The following is a 12,686-nucleotide window of genomic DNA, read 5'->3' on the forward strand; positions in this document are numbered from 1 at the left end:
CTCCTTTAACCTGAAATTTTTGGTGTTGATGCCAATAGTGTTTTTGTATAAGAATGTTGTGGATTACAGAACACTTCGTCCGTATTTCCAAATTCAACAAGTTCTCCTTTATATAAGACAGCCACTTTTTCACATAAATAGTGAACCATCGGCAAATCATGTGCGATAAATAAATATGTATAGCCTTGTTCCTTTTGAATCTTTTGCAGCAGATGTACAATTTGAATTTGCAATGAAACATCTAATGCTGAAATTGGTTCATCAAGAATCAATACTTCTGGCTCACACAATAACGCTCTTGCAATAGCAATTCGTTGACGTTGTCCTCCGCTAAATTCGTGCGGATAGCGATCGATATATCGTCTATCTAATCCCACACGTTCTAGCGCATCACCTGCTACTTTATCCTTTAATCCTTTATCACCTAAACCGAATGAAATATAACCCTCCGTTACGCTATCGCGTACTTTCCAGCGCGGATTTAATGCTGCTGTGGAATCTTGAAAAATGAACTGTACTTTCTGTAAAAAATCTCGCCTATGAGCTGATTTCAGCTTGTGAACGACTTGACCGTTATAATCAATTTCACCAGACGTTGGACTCTCAATCCCTGCTATGAGCTTTCCAAGTGTTGTTTTTCCTGAACCACTTTCACCAATAATGCCAAGTGTTGTTCCTTTCGGAATAGAAAGTGATATGTCTTTTAACGCTGTGATTTCTTTACTTTTACTTCCATACGTTTTCGTTACTTGCTTTATAGTAATTAAATCTGTCGTCATGAGGCATTCACCTTCTCTTTTGATTTCGCTTTATTATGCTCTAGAACATGTTGCCAACAATGTGAACTATGCTCCTTAGAATATGTGGTTCTCTCTGGAAAACGATGAATACATTCTTTTATCGCTACTGGACAACGATTTACAAAAGGACAACCAAAGCTATTTAATGTTTCAATGGAAGGTGTCGTTCCTTCTATAGCACGTAATACCTTTTCGGAATCATCCATATTCGGAATTGCTTGTAATAAACTTTTCGTATATGGATGTTTAGGAGAACCTATTACCTCCTGTATCGTTCCTTTTTCAACAACACGTCCCCCGTACATAACAACTACTCGATCAGCTACTTCACGTACAAGTGCCAAATCATGTGTAATTAATAAAATACTCGTATTTTGTTTTTCTTTTCTTTCTTTTAATAGCCCCATAATTTGTTTCTGAATCGTTACATCTAACGCTGTTGTCGGCTCGTCTGCAATTACAAGCTTTGGGTGACAAGCAAACGCAATTGCTAAACAAATACGCTGCCTCATACCTCCGCTTAATTGATGTGGGTACTGTTCAAAGCGTTTCTCTGCTTCATGTATCCCTAAACCCGTTAACAAGTTAATCGCAATTTCCTTTGCTTCTCTTTTCGATTTTTTCCCATGTTGCAAAACTACTTCTGTAATTTGTTTGCCTACCTTCATCGTTGGGTTTAAAGATGAAAGCGGATCTTGAAATATAAAGGAAATATCTTTTCCGCGAATTTGATTCCATTCTGACTCTTGTAAATTCGTTAATTCATTTGCTTGGAAAGCTATATTCCCATCATCGATATGAATAGATTCTTGATTTAATCCGACAATAGATTGTGCTGTAACACTTTTTCCTGAACCACTTTCTCCTACAAGTGCAACGATTTCACCTTCATTAATAGAAAAGGAAACATGCTTCATAATTGCTTGCTTACTATTCTCTTTTTCAACGGTCAATGTTACGTTTTCTAAAGATAAGAGCTGTGCCATGTTTTTTCTCCTTTCGATTCCGTTTGACGATTTTTGGATCAATCGCATCTTGCAAACCATCACCAATTGCATTAAATGCGAACATAATGAGTGCAATCATGATTGCCGGGAAAAATAGCTGCCACCATTCTCCGCTCAATAATGTCCCGAGTGCATCATTCGTCATCGTCCCCCAACTTGCCGCTGGTGATTGTACTCCAAGTCCTATAAAGCTTAAAAATGATTCTGAAAAAATAGCTGCTGGAATTGTAAATGATAAATTCACGATAATAATCCCTGTTAAATTCGGAATTAAATGCCCATATATAATTTTCATATGTGATGTACCTAATCGCTCTGCTGCAATAACAAACTCTCTTTGTTTTAAAGACAATACTTGTGCTCGAATGAGACGAGCCATTCCAATCCATCCCGTTAATGCAAGAGCGATAATAATGGTGAAAAGACCTGGTTTCATAACAATTAATAGTAAAATAACAATTAATAAATATGGGATGCCGTATAATACTTCAATTCCTCTTATAATCCACTCATCAATTAACGTTCCAAGGCGATTACGCCCTCTCACATATCCACTAAATCCACCAATCAGTACACCAAGCCCTATATCTAGGGCAGCTGCTACTAATCCAACTGTTAGTGAAATCTTCCCACCAGCCCAAGTACGTGCCCAAATATCTCTCCCTAGATCATCTGTTCCAAACCAATGTTCACTACTCGGCGGTAAATTTGTTGCCTCTTTTACTTGTTCACTCGCAGTAAATGAAGTTAAACTTTCGCCAATAAGCGAGAAAACAATAATTAGCAATAACGTCACTGTTCCTAAAACTGCGATTGGATTCGATATAAACTTACGAAACACTTCTTTCTTTCTGCTAATTGTTTGCTGATTTTTATTTATCGTTAATTCTTTTTTCTCTTCTTTCGTTAATAACTGTTCATTAATCTCATAAGCTCCCATTTAAATATCCCCCCTCCTTATGTAATAGAACGAATACGCGGATCAACAATGCGATGAATAATATCTGTAATGAAAATACAAGCAATTAATAATGCACTATAGAAAATCGTTGTTCCCATAATCACCGGATAGTCTCGGTTAAAAATACTATCTACAAAATATTTTCCTAGGCCAGGAATTGAAAAGATTTTTTCAATAACGAAAGTCCCTGTTAAGAGTCCAGCCATTAACGGTCCAACAAATGTAAGTACTGGAACAATCGCATTTCGAAGAGCGTGTCTTATAATAATCTTCTTAATTGGTATACCTTTTGCTCTTGCTAGCTTAATATAATCACTCTGCAGTACTTCGATCATATTAGAACGAACAAACCTTGTAATAACTGCGATTGGCCCTAACGCTAATGCAAAGGATGGCAATACCGTATGTTCGAATGTTCCCCAAGAGGCTACTGGTAAAAACTCAAATTGGATAGCGAATACTTGTATAAATAGTGGTGCTAAAATAAAACTTGGAATAGAAATACCTAAAATTGCGAGCAAACTCACACTATAGTCAATTACTCTCCCATGATATAGAGCAGCAAATGTCCCTGCCGCAATTCCTACTAACAATGAAATAACAAGTGCTTGTAGACCAATAATTGCTGATGGACCAAAGCCAGTTGTTATAATTTCTGATACACCTTGCCCGGTTGATTGAACCGATTCACCAAAATCAAAATGAACTACACCGTCTAAATAAGCAACATATTGATTCCATAACGGTTCATCAAGGTGATACTTCGCTCTCATGTTTTGGATCACTTCTTCAGGAAAGATTTTTGCATCTGATGAAAATGGATCTCCCGGAATAATATGCATAATTAGAAATGTCACTGTCGTAATAACCCATAGTGTGAACACCATAACCGATAATTTTTTAATTACATACACTTCAATAACCCCCTAAACACATGAATTTACCTTGTTTTATGAATGTACTTTTTCCATTACTCCCTTTTCTCTTTTTAGAATACAAAAAGCCTTGATCTTAAAAAATAAGATCAAGGCTTAACAAAAAAAGGCCCATCACTTATCTTTCAAGACTTGCTTGCTGGAATTAGCACGGTGTTCCTATTACAGAACCCGCTGCTGAGGTGTCATAGGGCCAGTCCCTCTACCTCTCTGGATAAGTAAATTGCTATATTATTATTTGGTTCAAATTGTATATTTCGAATTATAATTCTGAAAAATTGAAAAGTCAATCGAATTGGATAAATTTAGAAAAATCAGTTTTTAATTCATTTATCGAAATTACAGTTTTCGGCTTATCATAAAAAGAAATGATGTTAAAGGAGTTATAAGATGGCCCCCTTACTTCTTGCTACTATAGGATTACCCTTAACAATCGTTATACTTGTCATCATCGGCTCCTATAAACTCTTTATTAAAAAGAAACGTATTACTTCTTTTTATACTCCTTTCGATAATATTACCGGGCAAACTATTTCCGAATTTCACGAAGAACAGAAAATATTAGTATCTGAGGATGAAGACGGAGATGGCAAGAAGAAAAAATAACCTTGCACAGGCAAGGTTATTTTTTCGTTTCTGCTTGAAAACGTTTATAGTATGTCGATGCTGTTGCAAAGTTAATTTCTATATCACGAATCAACGATGAATCTTCTTCTTTAGCTAACTTCTGTAATTTTTTCATCGCTTGTTCTGATTCATTCAAGAAACCAACATATACCTCATGTTCTTGCTCTTTCGACTTCGGAACACGAATTTCTTTACGTATATGATCAATATCTTCTAACATGCTCGTTGTTACCTTTTGCACGTCTTCTTTATATGTTGCATTCGTTATTTCCTTACCGCCCTTTTCTTTTGCCACTTCAAATAACTGCAGTGCTTTATTAATTTCTTTATTCATTTTTATATCGTATTTTTCATGTACTGCAAGGTATTCTTTCATCTCTTCTGTTTGTTCAGTAGATTGCTCTACCTTTTCTTTCGGTTCTTTCGTATCTTTATTTCCATTACATCCTGCTAGAAGGATCATACTTCCCATTACAGCAATACCCAAAACCTTCTTCATCTCTTCTTCTCCTTTTATCTACAGCTATTACTCATTATAGTTTCTTTTATCTCCACTTGTTATTATACCGAGAACGCCCTACTTTTTACACTTAAGACGACATCGTAATATATATACCAACATGTTTGTCACAGTATCGTCACTTTATACAAATAACTTTTGCAATGCTTTACTACATCACCTTACAAAACTGTAAGCACACATAAAGAACAAACCATGCTAGACTTACATATGCATAACGCAAACATATGTAAGGTTTTAAGGAGAATCATCTATGTACAACACAATGCCTTTTATGGGAGAAGATATTCGTGTCCTTATTCGCGAAAAATCACTTCATATCGAAAATACAGAGAGCCTTCGCCGCGTATTAAAGAAGAAGCATGCTCCATTTAAGTTAGCTCAATATTTAAAACAACAACATACAAATCAATTTCATACCGTGCTAAATATATCGGATAAATCATTAACAATCGAAATCATCGGTCATGTCTACATTGGAAACTTTGCAGATACCTTAAAGGAAATCCCACGTATACCGAAGATTGCTCCTATTATCGTTAAAAAAGCGTATAAAATTACTGACCATACCGATATTATCGACTGTGGGGAAAAAGAAGTCGATAGTAATCGCTGGGTGTGGGATAAACTTGCTGTTTTATATGATACGATCATGAATAATATGTATGAGGTATTTCAAAGAAATGAAAAAAAGAACTGATTCAAACATTCCCTTTGAATCAGTTCTTTTTTGTTAAGCCTCTAAATTTTGTCTTTGTTGCAGTTCAAACTGCTTCTCACTTCTTCTGGCCATAAATAGATAACATAATACTGCCCCTACTTCACAAAGCGCAATAACAACACCCATCGGTAACGCTGTATTACTCCCACCAATACCTACTAGCGGAGCGACAAGCGCTCCTGAAATGAACTGTAATAAGCCTAATAAAGCTGACGCTGTTCCTGCAGCTTGCTTCTGATTTCTCATCGCTAATGAGAACCCAGTTGTTGATACAACCCCGACACTTGATACAACAAGGAATAACGAACATAAAACACCGATTAAACCTATTCCTAGTACGATTGTCAGTAGTAAAGATAGGCCACCAACAGCTGCGATAATAATACCAGCAACAAATAATGTCTTCTCATTCACTTTCCCCGCTAAACGACCCGTTACCTGACTAGCAATAATAATACCGATGCCGTTAATCGCAAAGAATAAACTAAATTGCTGTGGTGATGCTCCGTATATGTTCTGCAACACAAATGGTGAGCCCGAAATGTATGCAAACATTGCCGCTGTTACTAATCCTTGTGACAATGCATATCCCATAAACAGACGGTCCTTTAACAATTTTCCGTACGTCGCCAAAGTCCCTGACAAACCACCCGTTTCTCTTTCTTCAGGAGGTAATGTTTCACGCAATACAAAAGTAGCTGAGATTAACATGAATACGCTAATTGCTCCAAGAACGATGAAAACACCGCGCCACGTTGTAAACTGTAATAATTGCCCCCCAATAATCGGTGCCAAAATAGGTGCTGCTCCGTTTACTAACATAAGCAATGAGAAAAACTTCGTCATTTCAGAACCTGAGTACATATCACGTACCATCGCACGTGATATAACAATCCCGGCTGATCCTGAAGCTCCTTGTAGGAAGCGCAATAACACTAATGTCCAAATAGATGGCGCAACAGCACAAAGTAAAGAAGAAGCAACATAAATAATAAGAGCAATAATAAGTGGTTTGCGTCTTCCGTAAATGTCACTAATTGAGCCAACAAATAATTGTCCTACTGACAGCCCAAGCAGACAAGCTGTTAATGTAAGCTGCGCTAGGGATGCACCTGTTTGCAAGTCATCCGTTAACTTCGGTAATGAAGGCAAATACATATCAATAGATAATGGCCCAATCGCCGTAAGTGTTCCTAATACAAGAATCATCCATAACCTGTTTGCCTTTACAGGTTTATATATTTCATGATTAACTTCATTCACTTTTTCAATTCACCCTTTCCTATACACACTGAATCGTAACAATTATAGTTACATCATAAACATACGTCAAGTACAGCGCATTTTCCTCTTTCATAATGTAAAAAAAGCGATAGAAATTCTATCGCTTTACTTTTTCACATTGCTATTCGTAAATTTAGATACTGAGGCCATCGTCTCTCCTGTATCTAAATATGTAATTTGAATTGGGTCTCCTACTTCTGTAAACATAGCATACGGGAATTTCTTCACCGGTATCATAAATACCTTTTGTTCATTCTCTAAAAGTACGTACACGATTGTATTTTCACCTGATTTCTCTTTATATACACGTTGTACAATACCTTCTTTTTGCGCTTCTTTTCCTGTTGAGGTTGGTCTAAAGGTATCACCATTACCGCTCATTACGTTTTTATAATTCTCAAGCGCTTCTTTCTGCGAAGAACCTGTCGCAAATATTTTTGCATTAGCAGCATATACAACTGTATGTGCACGTACTAGGCCTCCATCATCAACAACCGGAATAATCCAAGCTGGTTTACCGTATACGTTATAAATGACAGGCATTGTCCCATGCCATTTCTCTCTCTTAAAGGAATTATCCACTACTTCTGTAGCTGCTGAACCATCCATAATCCCCTTCACTTCTTTTCCATTATAGTAATATAGCTTGCCTGTGCGTGCATCTACTAATGAATAGCCTAGGGCTGAATCTACTCCTTCTTTTGGAGAAGTAAAGTCTGTAAAATAATATAGTGTTCCATCTTTACCAAAGATCGGGGTCACGCCTTCTTTCGTTCCCCACTCAGTCGGAATCTTCATATCAGTTTGCGAGAATTTCGTATTCCAAAATCCGTGAATATATTTACCAAAGTACGTATTTAACGTAGATGCAGTCTCATGATTTAATACACCATCAACAAATTTAGGTGCCTTTCCTTTATCATACCTTTTCACTTCACCTGTTTGTGCGTCTACTACGACAACACCTTCTACCTCAAATCCAGATCTTCCTGAAATAAATTCACCATACGTCATTGTATAATATGGTTTCCCTTTATCATCAACCTCAAATTTAGGTTTTCCTTTAAAGATTAAATCTGGTTCTGCTTGCCTTACCACACGCTCTAAATTATTACCAAAAAACATGCTTGGCACATATTTCATTTTATAACCGAGGTGCAGTTTCGCTTCCGCATCAGGATTTGTACCTGACATCGTTACATACCCTGGAATTGTCTCAGCTTTACGCGCTTTAAAAAATCCTGAAACTTCAATCGGCGCTACATATAAAGCTTCGCCGTTTACCATTTGTGGCGTTAATTCTCCTAGCTCAAAATAAGCTACTTTCGGAATATCACCAAATACTTTTTTCATCTTATTCTCCGCTGTCTTTGGCGGCACTGTAAACGGCTGGTCATTTTCAGTAAATGGCTCTGAAATATCTTTCTCTACCTTAACAACAGAATCATATTTCTTTTGCGAGATTACTATATCGTGCAAATAACCAAAGTAACCGTAACTTGCGAGTAAAATAAACATTAGAAGTCCTTTTAACGTACCTTCTAATTTACCTATTTGATTTTGTGAAAATAAAACAAGCCCAATTAAAATTGCTACTGCAACAGAATAATGAGTAAGAATCGAATCTACTCGATCATCAATTAGCCAAAAGTATTCATAGATTGCAATACCTATCCAAAATAAAACAGGAATAACTAAAATAGATGATTTCTTACCCTTTACAACCTTCTTATCTCCCTTCTTATCCACTGCTCGAAGCTTACTACTACTTCTTGTCCATGGAATCAAAAACAAAGTAAGAATAGCTAAAACTACAAATTTCATCAAAGGCACTGTCCCCTTTTCTTTTGTATTCCCTTTTAGTATAACAAATAAAGGGTATTAAGGTGAAAATAGGAATAGTTATATTTTTTTACTACTTAATACAATCCCGCTTACTACATATAGAATAGATGCAATATAAAAAATTGTACCAATCGTAAAGAAATCTACTAAATATCCCGTGGCAATAACCGCTACTGCTCCGCCAATGGATGTCCACACATGGTATTTTCCAATCTCATAACCAGCCTTTTCCTGCGCAACCTTTCGTGCTAACGAAGTCTTCTCAGTATTACGCTGCACAGCACCTAAAACTCCCATTACAATTTGAAGAAGATACACATGCCATACTTCCGTGGCAATCGGAAAACAAAGCATTAAGATTGCCATGGACCAAGCGTATATTATTAATAATTTTTTATCACCTACTTGATCAGATACCTTTCCCACTAGTGGATATACAAGTGCTGATGTTAAAGCAAATAAGCCATACGCCCAGCCAAATTGCGAGAAGCTATTTCCAACGTTTCGAAGCAATAATATATAAAAAGGAAATACCATACTTCCTGCCATCATGATGATACTTTGCGAAGCTACAAATCTTCTATATGTCATTTCGTATACTCCCTATAAAATAAATTCACAAATCTCTCTTCTGAATCTACTTCCTTCTTTTTCTTGAGAAATTCTTCAATACGAGGATATGCCTTCTTTAACTGCTCTTTCGTTGGATAAGAATAATACGGCAAATAGTAACTACCGTTATGCTTTAAAGTAACATCAATCATCTTCCGAATGACATCTTCTGTTTTCTTTATCTCACTATCTGAGCGTCCCTGGTTAATTAAAAGAACCAGCGCAAACATATCATCTTTCGCATAGGACAAAACTGCATTTTCATTCTTTTCCACGTAACGAATCGTAATGTTGAGCAAATTAAACTCTTCTTCATTTAATACGTTACGTAAATCATCTATATACTCCGTGAAAGCATCTATAGGCACAAAGTATTCTTGTAACACTTCGGTCCTATTTGGATTTTCATATTCCATAAAAGCACTATCTGATCTCATAACATTATTACGCGTCTCATACTTTCCATCTGTACGTTCAAAATAACCTCTTTGTATATTCCAAAATGTATTCTTTCCCCAATCACTATAACGTGATAACCCAAGTAAAAATTTCGGTGCAGCTATAATATTTTCTTCCTTTAATTCACTGTACTCTTCTCTCATATTTTGATTTTGTGCCAAAGTATAATCTGTCACATACATCTCTTTTAAAAATGAATTTGGAGCAACAGAAATACGTGCTAAGTGCATACGAACATTCTCATCTCTTTTCACTTTCTCTTTGAAATAAGATGCGTATTCTTTATAATCTATCATTCTCGTGTGCATTTCATATAATTCATCATCTGTTAACTTCAGCGTCACATCTAAAATAACTCCAAATAAACCGTAACCACCAATGACATATGGAAATAACGCTGCATTTTCTTCTCTACTTACATTACGTACCGTGCCATCTGCCATTAACAACCTAAATGACTCTATTGTATCAATCAGTGCCTCATGACGAATATCACGCCCGTGTACATTTACACTTAATGAACCACCAACAGTAAAAATATTTTGAGACTGCATGACCTGTACCGCAAGGCCATATGGATTTATTTTCTTCTGAATATCATTCCACGTGACACCACTTTGAACTGTAATCCGCTTCTTCTCTGGATCAAATTCTAATATTTTATTATATCCTTTCATATCGAGCATCGTACCATTCGGATAATATGTCTGTCCTCCTTGGCTATGTTGCATACCTGCAATGGAAATTTTCTCTCCTGAAACTTTTGCATCTCGCACTAATTTTATTAACGAGTGCTCTTCCGTAGCACTTTCAACTCGTTTTATTTTTGTCGGAAGCAATTTACCTACATCACTCATAATAGGATGATCAATTTGTTTTTTATACGTATGTACAGACGTTGCAAGCAAAACCGTATATGCGACAATGACCACTGCTATCTTTCTTTTTTTCAAAGGACACTCTCCTTATTAGCAACAAAAAGAGATACCCGTTCTTTCAGGTACCTCTCTTGACAGTGATTACTTTGCTGCTGGCAATTGTATTGGATCAAATTTATCATACGATGTAAACTTCGCATCCGTAATAATGTGCGCTTTATCCTCACCATTGCTACTCATAACCATATCTATCTTTGCTGATTCATATTTAAAATCTTTTGTAATAATATATTCCCCATCTATTTCTTCTATCTTTGCATTTTGGCCTTGTAGCATTTGTTTCTGCTTTTCATCCATACTAGCTAACATACTCTCTGTCTCTTTCCCTTTTAATGCAAACTTCAGCTTATAATTATCTCCACTTTTCTCCATCTTCACTTTATTTAAAATTTCCGATGGAATCTCTAAATTATCTACCATTCCTTGAGTCGCATTCATTCCGTTAGCATTTAATTGTTCCTCTGGTACAGACATCACTTCACCCGTATTAGGATTTTTCAACTGACCAGCAATTTTGCCACCCACATCATAAACAACAACCTCTGTACCAGAAACATTCATTTCAGAACGAGAATTCTTTTGCTTCGGCTCTAATTGCATTTTGGCCTTTATTACATTCATCTCTGTTCCTTCAGCCTTTATTCCCACATCATATGTCATCGTTACATTTTCTTCGTTTTTAAAAGCTTCATTCGCTTTATTGAAAACATCCTTCGCTGTTAATTCCTTTTCTTTCTGCACAGCTTCTTTTTTCGGCTCATCAGTCTTTTTTGTTTTCTCATTACTACACCCTACTCCTAGACCGACTGCAAGTACTAAACTTGAAATTAAAATAAATTTTTTCATAACGTCCCCTCCTTCCCAAAAATAATATCATCTCTTTTCCTATGAAATCTATATAATTCGTAATATTCTTCTTTAAATTTATTTCCTATATAGCAACATGTTTGAGAAAAAGTTTAAATATGATGTAAATAATAACAACTCATTTCAGGAGGTCATTATGAAAGCTATTATTTGCACAAAGTATGGACCACCTAATGTTCTCCAGCTTCAAAATATAGAAAAACCTACACCTAAGAAAAATGAAGTATTAGTTAAAATTCACGCAACAAGTGTATCGACTGGAGATTGTAGAATACGTAGCTTTAATAGCCCCCTCTTATTTTGGATTCCTATGCGGATCATATTAGGTTTCAGAAAACCGAGAAAACCTATACTTGGCGTAGAGTTATCCGGTGAAATCGAAGACATTGGATCAGATGTAACACAATTTAAAAAAGGAGATCCAGTTTTTGCATTAACAGAACTAAACCTTGGTGGTTATGCGGAATACACATGCGTGCATGAAAGTGGATTAATAGCATTAAAACCTACCAATGTGACATATGAAGAAGCTGCCGTTATTCCTTTTGGCGGAACTTCAGCATTGCACTTCCTTAGAAAAGGACAGATAAAAAAAGGGCAACGAGTACTTATATATGGCGCCTCTGGGTCAGTAGGGACAGCTGCCATACAACTTGCTAAATACTTCAGGGCGACTGTCACAGCCATTTGTAGTAGTTCGAATTTCGATTTAGTAACAACTTTAGGGGCAGACAACGTAATTGATTATATGAAAGAAGATTTTACTAAGCGGGGCGAGCACTACGATATTATATTTGATGCAGTTGGAAAATATAAAAAGTCTCTTTGTACAGATGCATTAATGCCTAATGGAAAATATGTATCTGTGAACGGAATGATGGCAAAGGTCAGTAAAGAAGATATGAACCTGCTAAAACAACTAGCTGAAACAGAAAAGCTAAAACCTGTTATTGATAGAACTTACCGATTAGAAGAAATTGCTGAAGCTCATATATATGTAGAAAAAGGACATAAAAAGGGGAACGTTTCGATTACCTTAAAATAAAATATATTCTGAAAATATTATTGACAATTCTTTTTGTAAGATTTACTATTAGTACCATATTCAAA

At 36.0% G+C, this 12,686-nt stretch carries 13 protein-coding genes and 1 riboswitch; of the genes, 3 read left to right on the plus strand and 10 right to left on the minus strand.

What is annotated here, in order from left to right; all coding sequences use genetic code 11:
• Positions 1-5: 5 nt before the first annotated feature.
• Genes N2V92_RS06445 through N2V92_RS06460 form a run of 4 tightly spaced genes read right to left on the minus strand, consistent with a single transcriptional unit; the run spans position 6 to position 3,682 of the window.
• Positions 6-779: an ABC transporter ATP-binding protein gene (locus tag N2V92_RS06445; protein ID WP_000205646.1), complete on the minus strand. Its 774-nt coding sequence runs from the start codon at positions 777-779 to the stop codon at positions 6-8.
• Positions 776-1,786 (minus strand): ABC transporter ATP-binding protein, encoded by a 1,011-nt coding sequence (locus N2V92_RS06450; protein ID WP_000057890.1) that lies wholly within the window; start codon positions 1,784-1,786, stop codon positions 776-778. Before N2V92_RS06450 ends, N2V92_RS06445 begins: the two co-directional genes overlap by 4 nt.
• Positions 1,743-2,747, minus strand: a complete 1,005-nt coding sequence (locus tag N2V92_RS06455) for an ABC transporter permease (protein WP_000501537.1) — start codon at positions 2,745-2,747, stop codon at positions 1,743-1,745. Before N2V92_RS06455 ends, N2V92_RS06450 begins: the two co-directional genes overlap by 44 nt.
• Positions 2,748-2,764: 17 nt before the next feature.
• Positions 2,765-3,682 (minus strand): ABC transporter permease, encoded by a 918-nt coding sequence (locus tag N2V92_RS06460; protein WP_000289326.1) that lies wholly within the window; start codon positions 3,680-3,682, stop codon positions 2,765-2,767.
• 136 nt (positions 3,683-3,818) lie between these two features.
• Positions 3,819-3,924, minus strand: a riboswitch (SAM riboswitch).
• A gap of 169 nt (positions 3,925-4,093) precedes the next feature.
• Between N2V92_RS06460 and N2V92_RS06465 the strand changes: the two genes are divergently transcribed.
• Positions 4,094-4,309 (plus strand): DUF3951 domain-containing protein, encoded by a 216-nt coding sequence (locus N2V92_RS06465; RefSeq protein WP_000035364.1) that lies wholly within the window; start codon positions 4,094-4,096, stop codon positions 4,307-4,309.
• Positions 4,310-4,325: 16 nt separating this feature from the next.
• On the opposite strand, the gene N2V92_RS06470 is transcribed toward N2V92_RS06465, so the two are convergent.
• Positions 4,326-4,829, minus strand: coding sequence for a hypothetical protein (locus N2V92_RS06470; protein ID WP_000756523.1), 504 nt, complete (start codon positions 4,827-4,829; stop codon positions 4,326-4,328).
• A gap of 274 nt (positions 4,830-5,103) precedes the next feature.
• On the opposite strand from N2V92_RS06470, the gene N2V92_RS06475 reads away from it, so the two are divergent.
• Entirely contained in the window at positions 5,104-5,550 is a 447-nt protein-coding gene (locus tag N2V92_RS06475; protein WP_000282869.1) for a hypothetical protein, read from the plus strand.
• A 33-nt stretch (positions 5,551-5,583) separates the two neighbouring features.
• Here N2V92_RS06475 and N2V92_RS06480 read toward each other — a convergent pair whose 3' ends face one another.
• The 5 genes from N2V92_RS06480 to N2V92_RS06500 form a co-directional block, all read right to left on the minus strand.
• Complete coding sequence (locus N2V92_RS06480; RefSeq protein ID WP_223266695.1) at positions 5,584-6,843, minus strand: multidrug effflux MFS transporter; 1,260 nt, start codon at positions 6,841-6,843, stop codon at positions 5,584-5,586.
• Positions 6,844-6,960: 117 nt separating this feature from the next.
• Positions 6,961-8,679 (minus strand): DUF3981 domain-containing protein, encoded by a 1,719-nt coding sequence (locus N2V92_RS06485; protein WP_000674053.1) that lies wholly within the window; start codon positions 8,677-8,679, stop codon positions 6,961-6,963.
• Between the two features lie 78 nt (positions 8,680-8,757).
• Entirely contained in the window at positions 8,758-9,291 is a 534-nt protein-coding gene (locus N2V92_RS06490) for an MFS transporter (protein ID WP_000222368.1), read from the minus strand.
• Positions 9,288-10,724 (minus strand): FAD-binding oxidoreductase, encoded by a 1,437-nt coding sequence (locus N2V92_RS06495; protein WP_042596850.1) that lies wholly within the window; start codon positions 10,722-10,724, stop codon positions 9,288-9,290. The genes N2V92_RS06490 and N2V92_RS06495 overlap by 4 nt, the downstream gene beginning before the upstream one ends.
• 66 nt (positions 10,725-10,790) lie before the next feature.
• A complete protein-coding gene (locus N2V92_RS06500; RefSeq protein WP_042596848.1) occupies positions 10,791-11,555 on the minus strand; it encodes a DUF6612 family protein in 765 nt (254 codons plus the stop codon).
• Positions 11,556-11,712: 157 nt separating this feature from the next.
• Here N2V92_RS06500 and N2V92_RS06505 point away from each other — a divergent pair, with 157 nt between their 5' ends.
• On the plus strand, positions 11,713-12,621 hold the full coding sequence (locus N2V92_RS06505; protein ID WP_042596846.1) for an NAD(P)-dependent alcohol dehydrogenase: 909 nt from the start codon (positions 11,713-11,715) through the stop codon (positions 12,619-12,621).
• Positions 12,622-12,686 lie beyond the last annotated feature (65 nt).

It is taken from the genome of Bacillus sp. CH_48 (assembly GCF_038008465.1).
Lineage (GTDB): Bacteria > Bacillota > Bacilli > Bacillales > Bacillaceae_G > Bacillus_A > Bacillus_A thuringiensis_S.

Excerpts from the sequence above, each read along its gene's own strand:
- N2V92_RS06475 (WP_000282869.1), top strand. The coding sequence starts at position 5,104 with ATGTACAACACAATGCCTTTTATGGGAGAAGATATTCGTGTCCTTATT.
- N2V92_RS06445 (WP_000205646.1), bottom strand. The coding sequence starts at position 779 with ATGACGACAGATTTAATTACTATAAAGCAAGTAACGAAAACGTATGGA.
- N2V92_RS06490 (WP_000222368.1), bottom strand. The coding sequence starts at position 9,291 with ATGACATATAGAAGATTTGTAGCTTCGCAAAGTATCATCATGATGGCA.
- N2V92_RS06470 (WP_000756523.1), bottom strand. The coding sequence starts at position 4,829 with ATGAAGAAGGTTTTGGGTATTGCTGTAATGGGAAGTATGATCCTTCTA.
- N2V92_RS06505 (WP_042596846.1), top strand. The coding sequence starts at position 11,713 with ATGAAAGCTATTATTTGCACAAAGTATGGACCACCTAATGTTCTCCAG.
- N2V92_RS06465 (WP_000035364.1), top strand. The coding sequence starts at position 4,094 with ATGGCCCCCTTACTTCTTGCTACTATAGGATTACCCTTAACAATCGTT.
- N2V92_RS06485 (WP_000674053.1), bottom strand. The coding sequence starts at position 8,679 with ATGAAATTTGTAGTTTTAGCTATTCTTACTTTGTTTTTGATTCCATGG.
- N2V92_RS06455 (WP_000501537.1), bottom strand. The coding sequence starts at position 2,747 with ATGGGAGCTTATGAGATTAATGAACAGTTATTAACGAAAGAAGAGAAA.
- N2V92_RS06450 (WP_000057890.1), bottom strand. The coding sequence starts at position 1,786 with ATGGCACAGCTCTTATCTTTAGAAAACGTAACATTGACCGTTGAAAAA.
- N2V92_RS06500 (WP_042596848.1), bottom strand. The coding sequence starts at position 11,555 with ATGAAAAAATTTATTTTAATTTCAAGTTTAGTACTTGCAGTCGGTCTA.